Below are 22,279 nucleotides of genomic sequence, written 5' to 3'. Positions count from 1 at the left end.
CACAAAAAAGGATGAGAAAATATGAACATAGTTGTTTTATCCAGTATCGTTGCTGTTTGTATGGCTGTCGGTGCGATGTTTATTCGTTTAAAAGCAGCTAAGAAACCTGCAACATTGAAAAAAATTATACTTCCGCCATTTTTTATGAGTACGGGCGCATTGATGTATGTTTTTCCTGAATTTCGATTAACTCCAGCAGAAATGTTAGAAGCAATTGGTGTCGGTTTGATTTTCTCTATTTTTCTTATTAAAACATCTAAATTTGAAATTAGAGGACAAGAGATTTATTTGAAGCGTTCAAAAGCCTTTGTTTTTATATTAATTGGATTACTTGTCGTGCGGATTGTATTTAAAACATACTTAAGCCAATCTCTTGATTTAGGACAACTTAGTGGCATGTTCTTCTTACTTGCGTTTGCGATGATTGTGTCATGGAGAATTGCAATGTATCGTTCCTTTACGAAATTACAGAAGGAAATGGAAAAAGAAGATGGTTTTTATAATGAAAAAGATATGAAGCTAACTTAAAAACTGTATATGTACTAAATAAAAAGACAGCGTTAAAGGCGCTGTCTTTTTTATCGAAAATAATATGGAGTTACTTTGCGAGTAAAGATTGATAGTTAGAATAATCAATCTTTTTTTCTTGTAGTTTTTTAATTAAAAATTTATGATCACGCTTTGGTGTGGCAATGATATATCCTTTAATAATTAAGTCTTGTGTAATTTGAGAGGCATTTTCTTGTAATGCAAGTTCCCCGATTTTTCCAGCGATCTTTGATTTTGCAACATCGCGAAATAGTTCTGGAACAGGACTTACAAGCTCTTCTAACAATTGTTTTTGTTCGTCAGCCCATAAATGTCTCGTTTTATTTATGTAGTGTTCTTCCCAATCCAAAATGGACATGCCGTCTTCTTTTGGTAATCGTTTTAAAAATTTTCTGAACATAAAGTATCCACCGATAGACATAAGCCCTAATAAAATAACCGTCCATAATAAAATGAACCAACTGAACCATCCTTCGAGCAAGCATATCCCCCCTTAATGATAGCGGTTTTCTTTTATTCATATTATATACAGTGAGATTCATAGAAAGCAAGAACGCTTGGTCATTTTGACCAAGCGTTATAGTTTAAACGAAGTATAGTTGTTCAACGCATAAATTATTATTATCGTCTTCAACATACTCAATAATAAGTGTGCCAACTTTACGATCTTTATCTTCAGTTGTGAAAATAGAGTAAGAAGTAAAACGTGTTTTTGATAGGCCGCTTATATGTGTAGGTAAAGAAATGTAGTCGTTATCGCGGAAGAATTCCATTAGTTCAATATCCTCAAATTCTTTTCGGTCAACTTGTTTGTTTGTATAGCGGCGTTGAAGTTGTTTTAAAGATTCATTCCAAGAAATTGCTTTTGTGTCGTATACCATTGTTCTATCTCCTTACTGTATGTAATTATTAAGAACATACGTTCTAATATAGTATACTCTTTTTATTAGAAAAGGGAAAGCAAAAAATAATGTAAGCTTGGATTTCCAAGCTTACATTATTGATGCGTCCGTCATAATCTCTATTTTTCATTATAAGTTAGATAAGAATAAGAAACAAGATGATATATATAATGTTGAGAGTTTTCAAAATTCTGTATATTATAGGTGTACTAAAGTGTAAGGGAATGATAGGCGTGGCATACGTAATTTCACTGCAAGGGCCGATGGCTAGCGGAAAAACAACATTAGCAAAAAGATTAGAAAAGAGAGGGTTTCGAGTTATATATGAAAATCCATATCCAATTGTAGAGAAGCGAAAAAAATTGAATTTAGATATGAATTCAAAAGTAGGGTTTATTATGAATCAAAAAATGTTTATGGAAGCAAAAATTAAGGAGTTTCAAAATGTGAAAGATTCAGTCGTAATTTTTGATCGCGGACCAGAAGATATTGAGTTTTTTACACTCTTTTATCCAACGATTATAGGGGAAGAGTGGGATATAGAAGCTGAATTGAAAGATGAATTATATGAATTAAGAGAATGCCGTTCGGATGCGATTTTTTACTTAGATGTTACGAAGAAGAATGTATATGATAGAAAAAATAATGATAGAACAAGAAACAGAAGTACGTTTGAGGAGCAATTTAAATTAGTAGAAACTGAAAAAGACTGGTATAAACAATTTCCTGTAACTTATGTGGACACGAATAGATTAACAGTGGACGATTTAGAGGTATATTTTATGGACTGGTTAAAGGAGAGAGAGCTATGAAAAAAATACTTTTACTTGTATACCCAACATTTGCAGAGTTTGAAATAACAGTAGCAACGGCATTGCTGAAGAATAAATTTGAAATCATTACAGCGGGCTTAACAAAAGAATTGATTATAAGTGAAACAGGTTTGCAAGTGCAACCACATATAGAATTAAGGGAAGTGCATGTAGAAGAATATGAGGGAATTATTATTCCAGGCGGGGATGAGATACATATGAAGGATGCAGAAGGACTCTTTTCAGTCATTCGCCAATTTCACGAACAAGAAAAATTAGTAGCTGCTATTTGCGCTGGACCGTATGCGCTAGCAAAAGCAGGCTTATTCAAAGAAATCTCGTATACAGTGACCATAGATTATCAAAAACTTGATTGTTTTCCAGTAGAAAATTTTGTGTATAAAGAAGTTGTGCAACACTCAAATATTATTACAGCACAAGGACATGCATTTGTACCATTCGGAATAGCGATTGCCTCTTACTTTGGGATAGCGAACGAACATAATACAAATTTTTATGGCGGTAAGGGTAATGTGATGATGGAGAAACTTTTATCTGAAAATGTATAAAAGCTAGCGAATGCTAGCTTTTTTCTTTTTTACACCAATAAATAACTAAAGTTTTCGGATCGCGCCATATACCGTTATGAAGTGATAATTCATTTTCTACTTCTTCTTTTAGCCATACCTTCATTTCCGCGTGAAGAAGTGTATTATCAGGTATATTTAGCGACGGAAACATGCTAGAAATATAGTTTACTATTGGGGTAGAATGATGAAAAACGAGCGCATTATGAATAACTGTTTCTTCAACCGTTGGAAAAACGGATTGTAATATCTCTTTACCATTTTCTAAACAAAATGGAGTGACTGATGATGTTGTTTTCGGTAAATCAAATGCGTCTAACATGCGGTTACACATTTCAACTATACGAGGTAATGTAACACTAGAATTTGTTGTAGCTAAAAGTGAGCCACCGGGACGAATTACTTTATGGAATCCTTGAATTGTTTTTTCAACATCTTTCATGTGATATAACATATGTCTTGCGATTATTAGGTCATAATAATTTGTTTCGAAAGGGAGTTTACTAGCATCCCCTCGTTTCCATTCTATTAAGTTATTCGTCTTAGCAGCTTCAGCAAGCATAGCTTCGGATTGATCCAACCCGGTTAATGGGCCTTTATGACCATTTGTTTGTAAAAGGGAAAGGGATTTTCCGCTAGCGCACCCAACCTCTAATATGTTTTCTTCCCCTTGAAGTTGTAAATGTTCAATAACGATTTCATCTAAATTCACTTGTTTTTCTTCGTAATGTTCATGCGTATCGATACGTGTTTGTAAATTGTTACTGACGCTATATTGCCTTTTTACATCATTCATTTTTTCATATTCCACTTTCGTACAAAATTGTTGGATCGCATGTGTTAATACATCCGTTTTCTTTAAACCTTCGTAATGGAGTGCAGCTTCAAACCTTGCAAGTAATTTTTCTTCAATTCGAAAATGAATATCTTTTCGCTTCGTCATTGAAATCTCGCCCCTTTGCATCTGTTAGTGAGACAATAGCATGCTTGGAAAAATTGTGTAAATAATTTGTGTACACAAATGGAGGGGATGAAAAAATTGTTTGAATGTGAGTTTAAACTATTGACGATTTAACCGTTTTCATATATTCTTAAATTAAGTAATATTCAAATAATTCAAAAGAAATGAGAGAGTCACATGCTTCTTCAAGGAACACATCGAATTGGTCGTATGGCCATGCTGTTGGCACTTGCGGATGAAAATGAAAGTCCTGTATTATCCATTCCGAAAGGTTGGAAGTATTGTACGGGGAAAGTGGGTTCGATGAATTCGCAAAAGGTTGTCGCAGCAATGGAAACAGCGGCTAAGAGCAACCAAGTTATTGAAACAGATGTTTACAGAGAAACACATGCACTTTATCATGCAATTATGGAAGCTTTGTACGGAGTGACGAGAGGTCAAATTCAGTTAGCAGACGTTCTTCGTACAGTAGGACTTCGGTTTGCGATTGTGCGCGGTACACCATACGACGGAAAAAAAGAAGGCGAATGGGTTGCTGTTGCATTATATGGAACGATTGGTGCACCTGTAAAAGGATCTGAGCATGAGGCGATTGGTTTAGGAATTAATCACATATGATTTGCCCATAGTCTATTAGTTAGAAGGGGGCCTTACTTTTTTTAGGACAGAAGTCTGTCTTAAAAAGATAAGGTCCCCTTTTGCCTTTTTAAGGAGGAAAAATGATGATTACGTTAACAGGACATACATTGACAGTTGAAGAAATGAAGAGGTTATTACTTGAAGGAGAAGGTGTAACAGCTTGTCCAACTAGTATGCAAAAGGTAGCGGAGTGCCGCGAAGTAGTTGAGAAAATTGTAGAGGACGGAAAAGTCGTTTACGGTATTACAACTGGATTTGGAAAGTTTAGTGATGTGCTAATTCAAAAAGATGATGTAAAGGCACTTCAACATAATTTAATTCAGTCACATGCATGTGGGATAGGTGATCCATTCCCGGAAGAAGTATCGCGCGGAATGTTAATTTTACGAGCAAACACGATGCTTAAAGGAGTATCAGGCGTAAGACCGCTTGTTGTAAATATGCTTCTTGAGTTTGTAAATCGTAAAATTCACCCAGTTGTCCCGCAACAAGGTTCGCTTGGTGCGAGTGGAGATTTAGCACCTTTATCTCATCTTGCGCTCGTATTATTAGGCGAAGGTGAAGTGTTCTATAAGGGGAAACGCGTTCATGCAATGGTTGCTCTTACAGAAGAAGGTCTTGAGCCGATTGAACTTGAAGCGAAAGAAGGTCTTGCATTAATTAATGGTACGCAGGCGATGACAGCGCAAGGAGTTCTTTCTTATATAGAAGCAGAAGCAACGGCGTATCAAGCTGAATTAATTGCTTCGATGACAATTGAAGGGTTACAAGGCATTATTGATGCATTTGATGAAAATGTTCATAAAGCACGTGGTTATAAAGAGCAAGTGGATGTAGCAAGCAGAATTCGTGACATTCTTCATGATAGTAAGTTAACAACAAAACAAGGAGAACTACGTGTACAGGATGCCTATTCACTTCGCTGTATCCCGCAAGTACACGGTGCTTCTTGGCAAGTTTTAAATTATGTGAAAGAAAAGCTAGAAATTGAAATGAATGCAGCGACAGATAACCCACTTATTTTTGATGGCGGAGAAAAAGTAATTTCAGGTGGTAACTTCCACGGTCAACCAATTGCATTTGCGATGGACTTCTTAAAAGTAGGGATGGCAGAACTTGCAAATATTTCAGAGCGTCGTATTGAGCGTTTAGTAAATCCGCAATTAAATGATTTACCTCCATTTTTAAGTCCAGAACCAGGACTTCAGTCTGGTGCAATGATTATGCAGTATGCAGCAGCGTCACTTGTTTCTGAAAATAAAACGTTAGCACATCCAGCGAGTGTAGATTCAATCCCGTCGTCAGCTAACCAGGAAGATCATGTAAGTATGGGAACAATTGCTTCACGCCATGCACATCAAATTATTCAAAATGCAAGACGTGTTCTTTCAATTGAGATGATTTGTGCGATGCAAGCGGCAGAATATCGCGGAATTGAAAATATGAGTACAGTGACGAAGAGTTTCTACCATCAAGGGCGTCAGCAAGTACCTTCTATTACAAATGACCGCATATTCTCAACGGATATTGAAAATATTGCACATTGGTTAAAAACGAATTATTCGATAAAAGAAAGATTAGATGTAAACGCAGCACTATAAAATGAGAAAAGGGAGAGATTGAAATGGAAAAAGTACAACAAACAATTCGCGCGCCAAGAGGTACAGAGTTACAAACAAAAGGTTGGGTGCAAGAAGCAGCACTTCGAATGTTAATGAACAATTTAGATCCTGAGGTAGCTGAAAAACCAGAAGAATTAGTTGTATATGGCGGAATTGGCCGTGCAGCTCGTAATTGGGAAAGCTACAATGCAATCGTAGATTCATTAAAAACGTTAGAAAGCGATGAAACGTTACTTGTTCAATCAGGAAAACCAGTAGCAATTTTTAAATCGCATGAAGACGCGCCGCGCGTTCTATTAGCGAACTCAAACTTAGTACCAAAATGGGCGAATTGGGATCACTTCCGAGAACTAGAGAAAAAAGGACTTATGATGTACGGACAAATGACAGCTGGTAGCTGGATTTACATTGGAACACAAGGGATTCTACAAGGAACATATGAAACATTTGGTGAGGCAGCTCGTCAACATTTCGATGGTTCATTAAAAGGTACATTAACACTTACTGCTGGTTTAGGTGGTATGGGTGGTGCACAACCTCTTGCTGTAACGATGAATGGCGGTGTTGTCATTGCGATTGATGTAGATAAGCGCAGCATCGATCGTCGTATTGAAAAGAGATATTGTGATAAGTATACAGAATCATTAGAAGAAGCATTGGCTATTGCAAACGAGTATAAAGAGAAGAAAGAGCCTATTTCAATTGGATTATTAGGTAATGCAGCAGAAATTTTACCTGAGTTAGTAAATCGTAATATTATCCCTGACTTAGTTACGGACCAAACATCTGCTCATGATCCATTAAACGGTTATATTCCAGTAGGTTATACGTTAGAAGAGGCAGCGAAACTTCGTGAAGAAGACCCAGAACGTTACGTACAATTATCAAAAGAAAGCATGACAAAGCACGTAGAAGCAATGCTTGCGATGCAAGAAAAAGGCGCAATTACATTTGATTATGGAAATAACATTCGACAAGTTGCTTTTGATGAAGGTTTGAAAAATGCTTTCGATTTCCCGGGATTTGTTCCAGCATTTATTCGTCCATTATTCTGTGAAGGAAAAGGACCATTCCGCTGGGTAGCTCTTTCTGGTGATCCAGAAGATATTTATAAAACAGATGAAGTAATTTTACGAGAATTCGCTGACAATGAGCATTTATGTAACTGGATTCGTATGGCGCGTCAACAAGTGGAGTTCCAAGGACTTCCATCACGTATTTGTTGGTTAGGTTACGGTGAGCGTGCGAAGTTTGGCCGCATCATTAATGAAATGGTGGCAAATGGTGAATTATCAGCACCAATCGTTATTGGTCGTGACCATTTAGATTGCGGTTCAGTAGCATCTCCAAACCGTGAAACAGAAGCGATGAAAGACGGTAGTGATGCAGTAGCAGACTGGCCAATTTTAAATGCATTAATTAATAGTGTAAACGGTGCGAGTTGGGTATCTGTTCACCACGGTGGCGGCGTTGGTATGGGTTATTCACTTCACGCTGGAATGGTTATTGTTGCAGATGGAACAGAAGCAGCAGCAAAACGTATTGAGCGCGTATTAACTTCTGACCCTGGTATGGGTGTTGTTCGTCACGTTGATGCAGGGTATGACTTAGCAGTGGAAACTGCGAAAGAAAAAGGCGTTAACATTCCAATGATGAAATAAGGGGGAGAAAACATGCTGGACACTTTACTAATAAATATCGGTCAATTACTAACAATGGATCAAGAAGATGGCTTGTTAAGACGGGAAGCGATGAACACGCTTCCTGTTATCGAAAACGGTGTGGTTGGAATTGAAAATGATGTAATCACTTTCGTTGGAACAGCGGAAGAAGCGAAAGGACTTCAGGCGAAAGAAGTTATTGATTGCGGCGGAAAAATGGTTTCTCCTGGTCTTGTCGACCCGCATACTCATCTTGTATTTGGTGGATCTCGCGAAAATGAAATCGCACTAAAATTACAAGGAGTTCCGTACTTAGAAATTTTAGAACAAGGTGGAGGTATTCTTTCAACTGTAAATGCAACGAAACAGGCGTCGAAGGAAGAGCTTGTTCAAAAAGCGAAATTCCATTTAGACCGTATGCTATCTTTCGGAGTTACTACTGTAGAAGCGAAGAGCGGTTACGGATTAGATGATGAGACGGAATGGAAACAATTAGAGGCAACTGCACAATTACAAAAAGAGCATCCGATTGATTTAGTTTCCACATTTTTAGGTGCTCATGCAGTTCCGAAAGAATATAAAGGTAGATCGAAAGAATTTTTACAATGGATGTTAGACCTACTACCAGAAATGAAAGAGAAGCAATTAGCGGAGTTCGTTGATATTTTCTGTGAAACAGGTGTGTTCTCTGTCGAAGAGTCAAAAGAGTTTTTATTAAAAGCGAAAGAGCTTGGCTTTGATGTGAAAATTCATGCAGATGAAATCGACCCTCTTGGTGGTGCGGAAGCAGCGGCAGAAATTGGTGCAGCATCAGCGGACCATTTAGTTGGCGCTTCTGATAAAGGGATTGAAATGCTTGCAAATTCGAATACAGTAGCAACGTTATTACCAGGAACAACTTTCTATTTAAATAAAGAAAGCTTTGCTCGTGGTCGTAAAATGATTGATGAAGGTGTTGCAGTTGCGTTAGCTACAGACTTTAACCCAGGTAGCTGTCCAACTGAAAATATTCAGCTTATTATGAGCATTGCGATGCTAAAACTGAAAATGACACCAGAAGAAGTGTGGAATGCCGTAACGGTTAACTCATCATATGCCATTAACCGTGGTGATGTAGCTGGGAAAATTAGAGTTGGTCGTAAGGCAGATTTAGTTTTATGGGATGCTTACAATTATGCTTACGTACCGTACCATTACGGTGTAAGCCATGTAAATACAGTATGGAAGAATGGTAATATTGCATATACAAGAGGTGAACAATCGTGGAGCACGGCCACTATTTAAAGAAAAATGCAAAGTTTATTGATCGTGAAGTGACAAAATGGAGTGAGATGATTAAAGATTGGGAGGAAGGCGTAGAAATATTCGGTGCTGCCTTAATTGGAGCACCCCTTTCTAAACCATCTATTAGTCATTCAGGAGCAAGTTTTGCTCCAAAAACAATTCGTGCGATGTTAGATGCATACAGCACATATGCAATTACAGAAGAACACGATATGAAAGAAAGTGTCTTATATGATTGCGGCGATATTACGATGCATGTGACGGATATAAAAGAAAGTCATAACCGAATTGCGAAAACAGTTGGTCATGTAACGAAAGTAAATCCGAACATCATACCAATCGTTCTTGGTGGTGACCACTCGATTAGTTTTCCGAGTATAACAGGCTTTGCAAACAGTAAAGGAAAGGTCGGGATTATTCAATTTGATGCTCATCATGATTTACGTAATTTAGATGATGGAGGCCCGTCAAATGGTACACCATTCCGTAGTTTACTAGAAAATGATGTCATTACAGGAAAACAACTTGTTCAAATTGGAATTCGTAATTTTTCTAATGCACGTGCGTACCATGAATATGCAATAGAGCATGGCGTAACAGTGTATACAATGAAAGACGTACGAGAGCGAGAAATAAAAGATATTATCACGGAAAGTATTGAAGTATTAAGAAAACAAGGTGTGACTTCTATTTATATTTCTCTTGATATGGATGTACTAGACCAAGCGTTTGCACCAGGTTGTCCAGCAATTGGGCCTGGTGGAATGGATAGTACGACTTTACTAGATGCGATTGAATTCCTTGGTAAAGAACCGCTCGTTCAAGGGATGGATATAGTAGAGATTGATCCAACTCTTGATTTCAGGGATATGACGAGTAGAGTAGCAGCGCAAGTGATTATGAGTTTTCTTTTAGCGAGGGAAATAGTTAGTAAGCAGGTTAGTATATAGACGGAAAAGTAGATCTTTATCTATGCCTTATCAAAAACACATTACTACTCAAATGTAGTGATGTGTTTTTATGTTAAAAGAGAATGGATGTTTGTGGAACCGTTAATAAAATTGCGGGTTTTTATAGTGTATTATGTAAATTTAATTTCTTGCTTCTGAAGTATTGACGTGTAAAATAATTTTATGATAAAATAAAAATTTTGATAAAAAACTAAAAGTATGTTAAGCTTGAGAAGGTTACCATATATGGAGGTGGATTATTTGTTTCAAATTGGCGATAACATTGTTTATCCAATGCAGGGAGCAGGTATAATTAAAGCCATAGAAGAGAAGGAAGTCTCAGGAGAAAAACAACAGTATTATGTTATAAAAATGTCGGCTAGTAATATGGAACTAATGATTCCAGCAGGGAGAATATTGAATTCGAATATACGACCAGTTACGGATATAACCGCATTAGCACACATAATGCATATTTTTCAACATGGGGCATCAGATAGATTACTTACGTGGAAACAAAGGTATAAATTGAACACTGATAAAATAAAGACGGGTAAAATGCAAGAAGGTGCTGAAGTTGTGCGTGATTTAATGCGTATACAGAAAGAAAAAGCACTTAATGCAAGCGAAAAGAAGATGTTAGATAACGCATATGAATTTTTGATTAGTGAACTGGGATTAATTGAAGGTATCACAGAAAATCAGATAAAAAGCTTTTGTTAAGGTTCATTACAAATAATGTATTATATCCCAAAAAAGATTTTGAATTTTTTGGGAACATAATTATAGAAAATTTATCATTTCAAAGACATTCAACTCTTTCACACCACTTTTAGAGCATTACCTCTATTGTTATTACTACAATCAAATCCATTTTTATTTTTAAATTTCATTTATGAATGTTCGAAGTTTAATTGAATACTTCGATAAAATAGTTACTTGATTTTTGCAATCCTGATTCACACTGGCACGGACGAGGAGCCGTAAGGATGAAAGAGAGGTAGGGCTTTCATTGTTTTAGGTATATAAGTTATTATTTTTAGAAGAATACTGAACCATATTCACTTCTATTGATAAGGTATTTTTTATATTAAAGAGATAAATGAATTGACAGCCATATATGTTCAACAAAAAAGGTTTCCTTCTAAGGAAACCTTTTTAATATTATTTATAGCATTTTATTTTTTTGATATTCGAATGTTTTATTGTAAAGTCGTAAAAATTGACGTTACTATCTAAAAGTAAGTATGATGCGATTATAGTAAGATTTTTTAGGGGGAAAAAAGATGACAAGTTCAAGTAATAAAGCAGCGAGTATTTATGAAGGAACAAATGTAAACGCTGGTGGATCTTTTGAAAACGTTGAAGAAACAAAGTTGTTTGATCCAATTCAAATTGGAGCTTGGTCTCTTCGTAATCGTATAGCAATGGCACCGATGACAAGATGCTTTGCAGATAATGAGACTGGAGTAGTTGGCGCTGATGTAGTGGAATACTACAGAAAACGTGCTGCGGATGGAATTGGACTAATTATTACAGAAGGAATTGTCATTAGTCCGAGAGCAAAAGGGAACCCAGGAGTACCAGGTATTTATACACAAGAACAAATCAATTCTTGGAAACCTGTTACAGAGGCAGTACATAAAGAAGGCGGGACGATTATTGCTCAAATATGGCATGTTGGGCGTATGAGTCATCATGAAATAATTGGTGGTCAAATGCCGCAAGCACCATCTGCTATCGCTGCAGAGGGAAATGTTCCACGTTTTCGTAAACCGTTTGATACGCCAGAAGCAATGACGTTAGAAGAAATACAAGAAGTGATCGGTCAATACGCACAAGCTGCGAAAAATGCGATCGAAGCTGGATTTGATGGAGTAGAAATTCACGGTGCACACGGATATTTAATCGATCAATTTACGTATGAGTTTGCGAATAAGCGAACAGATAAATATGGCGGTAATTTAAAACAAAGGTTAACGTTTATGAAAGAAGTAACGGCGGCTGTAATAGAAGCTGTTGGAGCTAATAAAACACTTCTTCGTTTCTCTGCTTTCAAAGGTGATAATCCTGCTTATATGTGGGAAAACCCTGAGCTTGCAATTGAAACGTTCGTAAATATGTTCAAAGAAGTTGGATTAACGATGATACATCCTTCAACGATGAACTATACGCAAGAGATTGCTGACGGAAAGAATTTTCATCAACTAGTAAGAAAATATTGGGATGGTACGATTGTAGGGGTTGGTAATTTAAATCCGAAAGAGGCCGAAGAAGCGTTGCAAGAAGGAACGATTGATGTAGTGGCATTTGGCAGACCGTTAATTGCTAATCCAGACTTTGTTCATCGAATTAAACATGCTGAAAGTTTAGTTGAATATGACGCGAAAGAGCATCTTGCTACGTTAGTATGAATAAAGATAAAAGGAGAGCACATCGAGTGTTCTCCTTTTATTATGGGATTTCATAGGGGGAAGCGGGATGAGTGAAACGCTACTCGTTATTATTAGTATATTACTATTTTTAATGTTGCTTTTAATCGTCTTTTTTATCATTACATTTTTTATAAAAAAACGAACACATCATTCTATTTTAAAGTTACATCCGTACTTAGGAAGAATGCGCTACTTACTGGAAAAGATAGGGCCTGAATTTCGACAATATTGGTTTGATCATGATACGGATGGAAAGCCTTTCTCACGTTATGATTTTCAAAGTGTTATGTTTTTAGCGAAATATCGCTCTGAAATACTTGGTTTTGGATCAAAACGAGATTTTGAATCTTCTGGCTATTATATTGCTAATACATTATTTCCAATATTAACTGAGGAATTAAGTGTGAATCTCACGCAAGAGCGGGAAGGTAAAAAGTACGTGATTCATAAAGAAGGGTTATTTTCAAGAAGAGAAAAATTGACAGCGGATACAACGAATCTTTGGCTGTATGAAGAAGAAGATGCAATTATAGTCGGTGAGAACCGTAAATATCCGTGGAAGCTACATGGCATGTTTGGTGCATCTGCGACTTCTTACGGCGCGATTGGAGAAAATTATATTTTAGCGAGTGGTTTTGGAGCAAAAATGGCAGGCGGATCGTGGATTAATACTGGTGAAGGTGGCGTTATTCCAGAACATTTACATACAGGAGCGAATATCGTTGCGCAAATTGGTCCAGGGTTATTTGGATACCGTGATGAGGACGGTAATTTTTCAATGGGAAAATTCATGGAGAAAGCAAAAGAAAGTAATATTAGAGCATTCGAATTGAAATTTGGGCAAGGTGCTAAAATACGTGGTGGTCATCTAGAGGGACAAAAAGTAAATGAGAAAATTGCTTCTGTTCGCAACGTCAGAAAGGGAGAGACGATTAATTCACCGAATCGATTTTCATTTTTAAAGAATGCAGCGGATACACTTTATTTTATTCAACAGTTGCAAGAAAGCGGCGGTAAACCAGTTGGAATGAAAATTGTAATTGGTCAGCAGGAGCCTTTGGAAGATTTAATAAAAACAATGAAAGAACTAAACATTTACCCAGATTTTATTACAATAGACGGTTCAGAAGGCGGATCAGGGGCAACGTATAAATCGATGGCAGATTGTATGGGACTGCCACTTATTCCAGCATTACTTACATTTATCGATACAGCAAATTATTATGGTGTGCGTAACAAGTTTAAAGTATTTGCATCGGGTAAATTAATCACACCAGATAAAGTGGCGATCGCTTTAGCGATTGGAGCGGATGCTGTAAGTTCAGCCCGCGGATTTATGATGGCAAGCGGCTGTATTATGGCTCTTCAATGTAATTCTGGCCAATGTCCATCTGGTGTAGCTACGACGAATCCGCATTATCAAAAAGCGTTAGATCCGTATGAGAAGAAGTGGCGAGTCATGAATTATATTATTAGTATGAGATATAGTTTATTTTCATTAGCAGCGGCAGCCGGAGTGAAGAGCCCGCGCCATTTAACGAGAGAGCATATTGTGTTTAAAGATGAGGTGGGGAGAGTAGTTCCTCTTTCGGAATTGTTTCCTATAGTAAATCAAACCTAAAAGTATATTTGATATGTAAGATTTTTTAAAGGAATAATCATATTTTTGGAAAAATTAGGAGTATAATAGGGAAGTATTTTAAAAATGACTATTTTTAGGGAGAGATTCACTTGCAGCAAGGTTCTTACAGTATTACAATTTTTTTACTCGTCATAGGGCTCGTTATATTTAGACGCATGCGCTCTATGAATCGACCAATTAATAATAAAGGAAGACGACTACTATTGCCATTATTTTTCTTATTACCAGGTTTTTCTTTATATGCTGCACCGATACAACTTGCTGATTGGCAAATTGGTATAGCTGCTGGGATCGGACTGTTATTGTCAATTCCACTTATTATTTTAAGTGGGTATGAAGTCAGAGAAGATGGTCAAATTTATGCAAAAAAAAGTATCGCTTTTATTGCTACATTTTTAGTTATCGTTCTTTTACGTGCTTATTTTAGAAGACATTTACAAGGTTTAGATCCAAAGTCAATCGGCATTCTTTTCTATACTCTTGCGGTTTGTTATATAGTACCTTGGCGTATTGGATGCTATATGAAATTTCGTAAAGTATATGTAGAGAAAGCGAAAATTGAGACGTCAATAAGCTAAAAGTCATACATTTGTATGGCTTTTTCTTTTAAAATTTATCGGGTAAACGAATGAAAATAAGGTGTGAAAAAACACTGTTTAATCTTCTGAATATTATTACTTTAATTTCTTGAAAAATCATTGTAATCCACTGGGATAAAGGCGTTTATAAAGGTTTTCACATGTAGTAAAAAGTGCTCGTTCACTTGAAAGAACAAAAAATGTTTGTTAAGGTAGGGAACCATAAGCGAAAACAAGAAAATAGAAAAAGTCATTTTTCGAAATTTTGAATGGCTTATGGAATAAGGGAGAGATTTGGTGAAGATTGAAATTATGGTTTCGCTTGCTATTTATATGGCAGGTATGTTGTATATCGGATATTGGTCTTATAAGAAGACATCCGATTTATCAGATTATATGTTAGGTGGAAGGGGACTCGGTCCAGCAGTTACAGCTTTATCAGCTGGTGCTTCTGACATGAGTGGTTGGATGCTAATGGGATTACCTGGTGCGATGTATGCAACAGGATTATCAAGTGTATGGATTGCGATAGGTTTATTAATAGGTGCTTATGCAAACTATTTAATCATTGCCCCACGTTTACGAACGTATACAGAAGTGGCAAATGATTCAATTACGATTCCAGACTTTTTCGAGAATCGGTTTAAAGATCGTACGAAAATACTTCGTTTTGTCTCCGCTATCGTCATTTTAGTATTTTTCACATTTTATGCGTCGGCTGGTTTAGTTTCAGGTGGACGTTTGTTTGAAAATTCTTTCAACCTGGATTATAAAATTGGTTTATTTGTAACAGTGGGTGTCGTTGTTGCGTATACACTATTCGGTGGCTTTCTAGCCGTAAGCTGGACGGACTTTGTACAAGGTTGTATTATGTTTATTGCGCTTGTACTAGTGCCAATTGTTGCTTTTACGGATGTAGGTGGTGTAACAGAAACATTTAATACGATTAAACAAGTCGATGCATCGCATTTAGATATGTTTAAAGGGACCACAATACTTGGCATTATTTCATTTTTAGCATGGGGACTTGGGTATTTTGGTCAACCGCATATTATTGTCCGTTTTATGGCAATCACCTCTATTAAAGATTTAAAGACTTCTCGTAGAATCGGTATCGGTTGGATGACGATTTCAATTATAGGTGCAATGCTTACTGGTCTAATTGGTATCGCTTATTATGCTAAAAATAATGCGACATTACAAGACCCAGAAATGGTCTTTGTAACATTCTCAAATATTTTATTCCATCCGTACATTACAGGATTTTTATTATCAGCTATTTTGGCTTCGATTATGAGTAGTATTTCCTCACAATTACTTGTTATTTCAAGTGCAGTAACGGAAGACTTCTATAAAACATTTTTCCGTCGTAACGCAAGTGACAAAGAACTTGTATTTATCGGTAGATTGTCAGTATTAGTAGTAGCTATGATCGCAGTTGTTTTAGCGTATCATCCAAGTGATACAATTTTAACACTTGTAGGTTATGCTTGGGCTGGATTTGGTTCAGCATTCGGACCAGCCATTTTATTAAGTTTATATTGGAAAAGGACGAATAAATGGGGCGTTCTTGCAGGTATGATTGTTGGTGCAGTAGTTGTTATAGCATGGGTACAAATTCCAAGTTTAAAAGCAATTATGTATGAAATGGTACCTGGATTCTTCTGTAGTTTATTAACTGTTATCGTTGTAAGTTTATTAACGAAAGAACCCGTTAAGGCAGTTTATCGTGAATTTAATGAGATGGAAGCAGTACTGGAAGAAGAAATGAAATGATTTGCAAAAAGAGTAAACGATGAATAGCGTTTACTCTTTTTACATGTAAAATGAAAGTAAGGACTTATTGACAATAAAAAATAAGTAACTTATAATAAATCTTGAGTTCGAGATAAATAACATTCTAAATCAAGGTTTATTATAATTATAGATTGAACAAATGTTTTTTTGTAGATTATCTCGAATTCGAGATGATTTCTATAGGTTAGACACTAATGCGTAATTTTATAATCGATATCTCGAATTCGAGATAAAATTATAATGACGGATTTTACTTTGTAGCATGGACAAAATGAATAATGAATTTAAATGTAAAAGAATTTTTATAATGAAATAAAAAAGGAGTGGAAGAAATGGAAAAGAAAACAATGGGAATCCATCACATTACAGCGATTGTAGGGAATCCACAAGAAAATGTAGATTTTTATGCTGGTGTATTAGGGTTACGTTTAGTGAAACAAACAGTGAATTTTGATGATCCAGGTACGTACCATCTTTATTTTGGAAATGAAGGAGGAAAGCCCGGAACAATTATTACGTTCTTCCCATGGGCAGGTGCTCGTCAAGGTATTATTGGCGACGGTCAAGTAGGAATTACGTCTTACGTTGTACCAAAAGGTGCAATGGAGTTTTGGGAAAATAGATTAGAAAAATTCGATGTTTCGTATACAAAAATGACTCGTTTTGGAGAGCAGTATTTAGAATTTGATGATCCGCATGGTTTGCATATAGAATTAGTTGAAAGAGAAGAAGGCGAATTAAATAATTGGAGTTTTGGAGAAGTTACACCAGAAGTAGCAATTAAAGGGTTTGGAGGTGCTGTTCTTTTATCTGCACAGCCTCAAAAAACAGCTGAATTGTTAGAACATATTATGGGTCTTGAGAAAATTGGAGAAGAGGGTGAATTTGTTCGATTCCGTTCTTCTGCTGACATTGGAAATATTATTGATTTGAAATTATCAACAATTGGTCGTGGCCAAATGGGCGTTGGTACAGTTCATCATATTGCTTGGAGAGCGAGTGACGATGCTGATCAGCTAGACTGGAAAGAGCATGTGTCTCGTTTTGGATATCACGTAACTCCTGTACAAGACCGAAATTATTTTAACGCGATTTATTTTAGAGAACATGGTGAAATCTTATTTGAAATTGCAACAGATCCTCCTGGTTTCGCTCATGATGAATCGTTAGAGACGATGGGTGAGGAATTAAAGTTACCGGAACAATATGAACAACATAGAAAACAGATTGAACAAACGCTTTTACCATTTGAAGTGAGAAATTTAGATTAAAGTGATTGAAAGGGGAAAAGGATTATGATGAAACATGTTTTTCAAAAAGGAAAAGATACGTCAAAACCAGTGTTGTTATTACTTCATGGCACAGGTGGTAATGAATTAGATTTACTACCACTTGCAGAAATAATTGATCCGGAATCGGCGGTATTAAGCGTTAGGGGAAATGTGTTAGAGAATGGGATGCCGCGTTTCTTCCGCCGATTAGCAGAGGGCATTTTTGATGAAGAGGATTTAATTTTCCGTACGAAGGAATTAAATGAATTTTTAGATGAAGCGGCTAAAGAATATGAATTTGATAGAAACAACATTGTAGCTATCGGTTATTCGAATGGAGCAAATATCGCAGCAAGCTTATTATTCCATTACGAGAATGCATTAAAAGGTGCTGTGCTTCATCACCCAATGGTACCTAGAAGAGGAATGCAATTAGCAAATTTAGCAGGGAAATCTGTGTTTATTGCTGCTGGGACAAATGACCCAATTTGTTCATCAGCAGAGTCAGAGGAATTGAAGGTATTATTAGAAAATGCAAATGCAAATGTAACAATGCATTGGGAAAATCGAGGGCATCAATTAACAATGGGTGAAGTAGAAAAAGCAAAAGAGTGGTATGACAAAGCATTTTAAAAAAGAAGCATCTGCTAACGATTAGCAGATGCTTCTTTTTTATTTAAGACTGGATTGCAAGATGAGATGAAGAAAGTGGCAACTGAATATCAACGATAGTACCTTTATTTAATTCGCTTGAAATGTGTAATTTACCATGATGTTCTTCAATTATTTTGTAACATATCATTAAACCTAGTCCTGTGCCTTTTTCTTTTAAACTATAAAATGGTTCACCTAAACGAGAGATACGATTTTCTGGGATACCGCAACCTTCATCCATAATGCGTATTAAGATAAAGGAATCTTCTACTGGTTTTGTTTGTATTAAAATATTTCCGCCATTTGGCATTGCTTCTATAGAATTTTTTAATATATTTATGAAAACTTGTTTTAATTGGTTACCATCACATTGAATATCATGTTTGTAATCAAAGTGATCCATAATGATATGAACACTATGCATAATAGCAGTCGGTAAAATAAATGTGACTACCTCTTCAATTAAAGTTTGTATGTTACAAGTTTGCATAGACAATACTTGTGGTTTAGACATTGCCATAAATTGACTCGTGATAGATTCCATTTGTGAAATTTCGCTTAACATCACATCGACATACCATTTATTTTCCTCATTTATTTCAGGGAGTAGTAATGTTAAAAAGCCTTTTAGAGAAGTGAGCGGATTTCGAATTTCATGGGCAATTCCAGCTGTCAGTTGTCCGACTACCGCGAGCTTTTCTGATTTTCTTAATAACTTTTCAGTTTCTTTTAGCTCGGTAACATCTCTTCCCATCACGATAAGACCTTTACGGGAACCGTCGGGATGATAAAGAGGGACTTTTGATATGCTTAAGATTAGGTCGGAATCATCCCTATGTATAATAAATTCTTCTCCATGAAGAATTTGCCCTTGTTGCCATGCGAGTTCATCAACTTTTTCACAGTGTAAAAAACCTTCTCGGTACGCTTCATTATATTGAATGAGTTCATTGTCCTTTTTTCCGTGATAAGGTACATGGTGGAAATTGAAACATGTAAGGGCGTAGTCATTTGCTTCAAGCCAACGGCCTTCATGATCCTTAAATATAACAAATGCAGGCATTGCATTCATTAATGTACGTAATCTCTTCTCACTTTCTTTTAATCTTTGTTCAATTCTTTCTGATTTTTCAAGAGGTTTCATTATTGCATATACACCGGTTAACCGATTTTTTGAAAAGATAGGAACTAGTTTTGTTATGACATCTAGTAAATAGCCGCCTTTATGATAAATAGATAGGATATACTCTTGTTGATTGTCCGCTTTAGTAGTTTTTATATATTGTAATACTTGCTCAGAAATATGAGCTTCTAAAATAGAGGTAATGTTTTTACGTTCTAATTCTAAAGAAGTGTAACCAAGTATTCTTTCAGCAGAAGGATTAATATGTAAAATAGTTCCCTCTAAATTGAGTGAAATAATACTATCAGGATTGTGTTCGAACAGAGATGCGTACATTTCTGTTAATGAACGATCGTGCATATGGTTTCGCAAACGTCCAGAAATGCTCGGATGACGTTTTCTTTGAGTTGATGAAATTTTTTTACGACTCATAATATTTCCTCCGTACAACTAGCATCTAAAAAGATTTGTCTATTCATAACTATAATATAGGTATAACCCATATTTCTATAAAAAATGAAGTTACAGAATTGAATTTATTTTCTTTTTTTACTAAAAACATAAAATGCAGTAATAAGAGAATCTTATATCGTTTTATTATTTCTTTGTAAGTTACATTGAAATGATTTTGTTATAACATAAGGGTAGAGGGGGGATGGAAAATGAAAAGTTATATTAGAGGGATTGATCACGTGCAAGTAGCTGCACCTGTAGGGTGTGAAGAAGAGGCACGTGATTTTTATGGGAATACAATTGGTATGGAAGAAATTCCAAAGCCAGAAGAGTTGAAAAAACGAGGTGGATGTTGGTTTAAGTGTGGAAATCAAGAAGTCCATATTGGTGTCGAGCAGAACTTTACACCAGCTAAAAAGGCTCATCCAGCTTTTTATGTGAATGAAATTAATGAATTTAAGCAAACGCTTATAGAGCAAGGTGTCAAAGTGATTGATGATTATGCACGACCAGATGTAATTCGATTTTACGTGTCAGATCCATTTGGAAACCGAATTGAATTTATGCAAAATAAAGACTAGGTGGATTCCCACCTAGTCTTTAACTTCTTCTGAAAAGTCCTAACACTTCTACAGTTTCTGTAATATTAACGAATGCATTCGGGTCGATTTCAGAAATTGTTAGTTTCATACTTGCTAATTCTTCACGAGAAACGACTGTCATAAGTACACGCTTTTTCTCGCTTGAATAAGCGCCTTCGCCATCAAGTAACGTTATTCCACGTACAACAGTTGAAAGAAGCTGTTTTTTCATTTTTTCTGCTTCATTTGTTACAATCATAAGTGTAACTTTACGATGTTTTGTATGAACAGCATCAATTACTTTACCAGTTACATAAATTGAAAGTAAGCTTGTAAGTGCAACATCCCAAGTGAAGAAGAATCCTGCGATTATTACAACGACTGTATTTAAAACAATAAGGAATCCGCCAAGTTTAATGTCTCGCTTGCGGGATAAAAGCATACCGATAATATCAAATCCACCAGTGGATCCATTACAGTTAAAAACAAGACCAATACCAGCTCCGGCGATGACACCTCCGAAGATAGAAGATAACAATGGATCTGTTGCTACGACTTTTACTGGAACGTAGTATAATGCAACAGATAATACAACTACAGAGACAACTGTGTTAAAAATTACTTTTTTTCCAAGACCTATGTACCCTAAAATAAGGATAGGTAAGTTTAATACAAAGTTAATAATGCCTGTGTTTACAGGGGTTACAATCCCTAAAATAATAGCAATTCCGCCAATTCCACTACTTAAAATTTTGTGGGGGATAAGGAAAAGATTAAAGGCAACCGCAATAATAATAGAACCGATAATAACACCAAGGAATCTGACCATTTCTTTCCCGTCCTTCACTGAAAAATTCATATTATTTCAAGATTATATATGATATTGAAAGTTTTGGGTGAAAACAGTTTATTTAGGTAAATTAGATTAATCAAAAGAATTTGAGTATTTTATCATTTGAAAGGGGATACAGTTGTGAAGATAAAAACATATCAACAGAAAAGCCCGTTGAAGCAAGAATGTGAGGATTCTTATTTTTGTAATAAAGAAAATAAGATTTATGGTGTATGTGACGGTGCAACACCACTTGTCCCGTTTCGTGATGAAAAGGGACATAATGGAGCATACATCGCTTCGCATTTATTTGCAAGTTATTTTACTGCATTACGAGAGAATCATAGTTTACAATTTGCAGTTGCCAAAGCAAATGAAGCATTGCAAAGCAAAATGTTAGAATATGAAGTAGACACGAGAAAAAAAGAGTATTTGTGGTGCACATGTATCGCGGCAGTCCAAATAGTTGGTGAGAAAATTGAATATGCGCAGCTTGGGGACTGTATGATTGTCGTAACTTTTCAAAATGGAACGATGCAAGTATTAACGAAAGACACAGTTGAAGGAATTAGTAAACGAGCAAAAAAGAAGAGGGAAGAAGATCGTAAAAAAGGATTATCTGTACCAGAAGAATATGTTTTTCAAGATGTTCGAGAACAGTTAAAATACAATCGTTATCTTGCAAATATGCCAAATGGTTATTCAGTTGCAAATGGAATGAAAGAAGCGATACATTATTTACAACATGGTGAATTACATACAGATGAAGTGAGTGGAATTTTTATTTGTTCAGACGGGTTATTTCACCCAGATTGGTCATTAGAACAAACCGTTGCATATATAAGAAAGAATAGTATAAACGAATATGTAGCAATCATTGAAGAGCTAGAAGGCGAAAAAAGAATAAGGCCAGATGATAAAACGATTATTATGATTGATTTTTAAG

The 22,279-nt window shown here is 36.0% G+C and carries 22 protein-coding genes; 17 read left to right on the top strand and 5 right to left on the bottom strand.

The features are described 5' to 3' along the window. Positions 1-21 precede the first annotated feature (21 nt). Positions 22-528, top strand: a complete 507-nt coding sequence (locus AC241_RS18050; protein WP_001028640.1) for a CcdC family protein — start codon at positions 22-24, stop codon at positions 526-528. Between the two features lie 70 nt (positions 529-598). Here the strand turns inward: AC241_RS18050 and AC241_RS18045 are convergent, their stop codons facing one another. Together AC241_RS18045 and AC241_RS18040 are read right to left on the bottom strand one after the other, a co-directional pair. Next, positions 599-1,030 carry a DUF2621 domain-containing protein gene (locus AC241_RS18045; RefSeq protein WP_050844420.1) on the bottom strand — a complete coding sequence of 144 codons (432 nt, stop codon included), beginning with the start codon at positions 1,028-1,030 and terminating at the stop codon, positions 599-601. 103 nt (positions 1,031-1,133) lie between these two features. After that, positions 1,134-1,430, bottom strand: a complete 297-nt coding sequence (locus AC241_RS18040; RefSeq protein ID WP_000262400.1) for a hypothetical protein — start codon at positions 1,428-1,430, stop codon at positions 1,134-1,136. Between the two features lie 245 nt (positions 1,431-1,675). Here AC241_RS18040 and AC241_RS18030 point away from each other — a divergent pair, with 245 nt between their 5' ends. Both AC241_RS18030 and AC241_RS18025 read left to right on the top strand, forming a co-directional pair. Further along, entirely contained in the window at positions 1,676-2,263 is a 588-nt protein-coding gene (locus AC241_RS18030; RefSeq protein ID WP_042969035.1) for an AAA family ATPase, read from the top strand. Then, positions 2,260-2,832 (top strand): DJ-1/PfpI family protein, encoded by a 573-nt coding sequence (locus AC241_RS18025; RefSeq protein WP_016080634.1) that lies wholly within the window; start codon positions 2,260-2,262, stop codon positions 2,830-2,832. The genes AC241_RS18030 and AC241_RS18025 overlap by 4 nt, the downstream gene beginning before the upstream one ends. Positions 2,833-2,845: 13 nt before the next feature. Here AC241_RS18025 and AC241_RS18020 read toward each other — a convergent pair whose 3' ends face one another. Further along, positions 2,846-3,793 carry a class I SAM-dependent methyltransferase gene (locus AC241_RS18020; protein WP_050844419.1) on the bottom strand — a complete coding sequence of 316 codons (948 nt, stop codon included), beginning with the start codon at positions 3,791-3,793 and terminating at the stop codon, positions 2,846-2,848. A 195-nt stretch (positions 3,794-3,988) separates the two neighbouring features. Here AC241_RS18020 and hutP point away from each other — a divergent pair, with 195 nt between their 5' ends. From hutP to AC241_RS17960, 12 genes are all read left to right on the top strand, one after another. Beyond that, complete coding sequence (gene hutP / locus AC241_RS18015) at positions 3,989-4,429, top strand: histidine utilization transcription antiterminator HutP (protein ID WP_000926516.1); 441 nt, start codon at positions 3,989-3,991, stop codon at positions 4,427-4,429. A 104-nt stretch (positions 4,430-4,533) separates the two neighbouring features. After that, positions 4,534-6,051: a histidine ammonia-lyase gene (hutH, locus tag AC241_RS18010; protein WP_000631871.1), complete on the top strand. Its 1,518-nt coding sequence runs from the start codon at positions 4,534-4,536 to the stop codon at positions 6,049-6,051. 23 nt (positions 6,052-6,074) lie between these two features. Continuing rightward, positions 6,075-7,733, top strand: coding sequence for a urocanate hydratase (gene hutU / locus AC241_RS18005; protein ID WP_000416938.1), 1,659 nt, complete (start codon positions 6,075-6,077; stop codon positions 7,731-7,733). 12 nt (positions 7,734-7,745) lie between these two features. Continuing rightward, complete coding sequence (gene hutI, locus AC241_RS18000; protein ID WP_000887549.1) at positions 7,746-9,017, top strand: imidazolonepropionase; 1,272 nt, start codon at positions 7,746-7,748, stop codon at positions 9,015-9,017. Further along, the gene (hutG, locus tag AC241_RS17995; protein ID WP_043936441.1) at positions 8,996-9,967 is read left to right on the top strand and encodes a formimidoylglutamase; all 972 of its coding nucleotides are present in this window, start codon (positions 8,996-8,998) and stop codon (positions 9,965-9,967) included. Before hutI ends, hutG begins: the two co-directional genes overlap by 22 nt. Positions 9,968-10,228: 261 nt before the next feature. Next, positions 10,229-10,690, top strand: a complete 462-nt coding sequence (locus AC241_RS17990) for a CarD family transcriptional regulator (protein ID WP_196303430.1) — start codon at positions 10,229-10,231, stop codon at positions 10,688-10,690. Between the two features lie 563 nt (positions 10,691-11,253). Then, positions 11,254-12,381: an alkene reductase gene (locus tag AC241_RS17985; RefSeq protein WP_043936440.1), complete on the top strand. Its 1,128-nt coding sequence runs from the start codon at positions 11,254-11,256 to the stop codon at positions 12,379-12,381. A gap of 67 nt (positions 12,382-12,448) precedes the next feature. Then, the gene (locus AC241_RS17980) at positions 12,449-14,023 is read left to right on the top strand and encodes an FMN-binding glutamate synthase family protein (protein WP_043936439.1); all 1,575 of its coding nucleotides are present in this window, start codon (positions 12,449-12,451) and stop codon (positions 14,021-14,023) included. 110 nt (positions 14,024-14,133) lie between these two features. Next, on the top strand, positions 14,134-14,622 hold the full coding sequence (locus AC241_RS17975) for a cytochrome c biogenesis protein CcdC (RefSeq protein ID WP_043936438.1): 489 nt from the start codon (positions 14,134-14,136) through the stop codon (positions 14,620-14,622). Between the two features lie 297 nt (positions 14,623-14,919). Beyond that, the gene (putP, locus tag AC241_RS17970) at positions 14,920-16,398 is read left to right on the top strand and encodes a sodium/proline symporter PutP (RefSeq protein WP_016080642.1); all 1,479 of its coding nucleotides are present in this window, start codon (positions 14,920-14,922) and stop codon (positions 16,396-16,398) included. A gap of 353 nt (positions 16,399-16,751) precedes the next feature. Beyond that, entirely contained in the window at positions 16,752-17,690 is a 939-nt protein-coding gene (locus AC241_RS17965) for a ring-cleaving dioxygenase (RefSeq protein WP_016080643.1), read from the top strand. Positions 17,691-17,714: 24 nt separating this feature from the next. After that, the gene (locus tag AC241_RS17960) at positions 17,715-18,323 is read left to right on the top strand and encodes an alpha/beta hydrolase (RefSeq protein ID WP_043315358.1); all 609 of its coding nucleotides are present in this window, start codon (positions 17,715-17,717) and stop codon (positions 18,321-18,323) included. Positions 18,324-18,366: 43 nt separating this feature from the next. Here the strand turns inward: AC241_RS17960 and AC241_RS17955 are convergent, their stop codons facing one another. Beyond that, the gene (locus AC241_RS17955; protein ID WP_043936437.1) at positions 18,367-19,899 is read right to left on the bottom strand and encodes a BA3702 family sensor histidine kinase; all 1,533 of its coding nucleotides are present in this window, start codon (positions 19,897-19,899) and stop codon (positions 18,367-18,369) included. A 230-nt stretch (positions 19,900-20,129) separates the two neighbouring features. Here AC241_RS17955 and AC241_RS17950 point away from each other — a divergent pair, with 230 nt between their 5' ends. Continuing rightward, positions 20,130-20,501, top strand: a complete 372-nt coding sequence (locus AC241_RS17950) for a VOC family protein (protein WP_016080646.1) — start codon at positions 20,130-20,132, stop codon at positions 20,499-20,501. 19 nt (positions 20,502-20,520) lie between these two features. Here AC241_RS17950 and AC241_RS17945 read toward each other — a convergent pair whose 3' ends face one another. Beyond that, on the bottom strand, positions 20,521-21,330 hold the full coding sequence (locus AC241_RS17945; protein WP_000251348.1) for a YitT family protein: 810 nt from the start codon (positions 21,328-21,330) through the stop codon (positions 20,521-20,523). 126 nt (positions 21,331-21,456) lie between these two features. Between AC241_RS17945 and AC241_RS17940 the strand changes: the two genes are divergently transcribed. After that, a complete protein-coding gene (locus AC241_RS17940) occupies positions 21,457-22,278 on the top strand; it encodes a protein phosphatase 2C domain-containing protein (RefSeq protein ID WP_029443047.1) in 822 nt (273 codons plus the stop codon). Position 22,279: the final 1 nt, after the last annotated feature.

The organism is Bacillus thuringiensis, from assembly GCF_001182785.1.
GTDB lineage: Bacteria > Bacillota > Bacilli > Bacillales > Bacillaceae_G > Bacillus_A > Bacillus_A thuringiensis_S.
This window is presented reverse-complemented; position numbering and strand designations above follow the sequence as displayed.

What these genes read in the sequence shown, in the direction of transcription:
- AC241_RS18050 (WP_001028640.1), top strand. Translation starts at nt 22, where the DNA reads ATGAACATAGTTGTTTTATCCAGTATCGTTGCTGTTTGTATGGCTGTC.
- AC241_RS18040 (WP_000262400.1), bottom strand. Translation starts at nt 1,430, where the DNA reads ATGGTATACGACACAAAAGCAATTTCTTGGAATGAATCTTTAAAACAA.
- AC241_RS18030 (WP_042969035.1), top strand. Translation starts at nt 1,676, where the DNA reads ATGATAGGCGTGGCATACGTAATTTCACTGCAAGGGCCGATGGCTAGC.
- AC241_RS18025 (WP_016080634.1), top strand. Translation starts at nt 2,260, where the DNA reads ATGAAAAAAATACTTTTACTTGTATACCCAACATTTGCAGAGTTTGAA.
- AC241_RS18020 (WP_050844419.1), bottom strand. Translation starts at nt 3,793, where the DNA reads ATGACGAAGCGAAAAGATATTCATTTTCGAATTGAAGAAAAATTACTT.
- hutP (WP_000926516.1), top strand. Translation starts at nt 3,989, where the DNA reads ATGCTTCTTCAAGGAACACATCGAATTGGTCGTATGGCCATGCTGTTG.
- hutH (WP_000631871.1), top strand. Translation starts at nt 4,534, where the DNA reads ATGATTACGTTAACAGGACATACATTGACAGTTGAAGAAATGAAGAGG.
- hutU (WP_000416938.1), top strand. Translation starts at nt 6,075, where the DNA reads ATGGAAAAAGTACAACAAACAATTCGCGCGCCAAGAGGTACAGAGTTA.
- hutI (WP_000887549.1), top strand. Translation starts at nt 7,746, where the DNA reads ATGCTGGACACTTTACTAATAAATATCGGTCAATTACTAACAATGGAT.
- AC241_RS17985 (WP_043936440.1), top strand. Translation starts at nt 11,254, where the DNA reads ATGACAAGTTCAAGTAATAAAGCAGCGAGTATTTATGAAGGAACAAAT.
- AC241_RS17980 (WP_043936439.1), top strand. Translation starts at nt 12,449, where the DNA reads ATGAGTGAAACGCTACTCGTTATTATTAGTATATTACTATTTTTAATG.
- AC241_RS17965 (WP_016080643.1), top strand. Translation starts at nt 16,752, where the DNA reads ATGGAAAAGAAAACAATGGGAATCCATCACATTACAGCGATTGTAGGG.
- AC241_RS17960 (WP_043315358.1), top strand. Translation starts at nt 17,715, where the DNA reads ATGATGAAACATGTTTTTCAAAAAGGAAAAGATACGTCAAAACCAGTG.
- AC241_RS17955 (WP_043936437.1), bottom strand. Translation starts at nt 19,899, where the DNA reads ATGAGTCGTAAAAAAATTTCATCAACTCAAAGAAAACGTCATCCGAGC.
- AC241_RS17950 (WP_016080646.1), top strand. Translation starts at nt 20,130, where the DNA reads ATGAAAAGTTATATTAGAGGGATTGATCACGTGCAAGTAGCTGCACCT.
- AC241_RS17945 (WP_000251348.1), bottom strand. Translation starts at nt 21,330, where the DNA reads ATGGTCAGATTCCTTGGTGTTATTATCGGTTCTATTATTATTGCGGTT.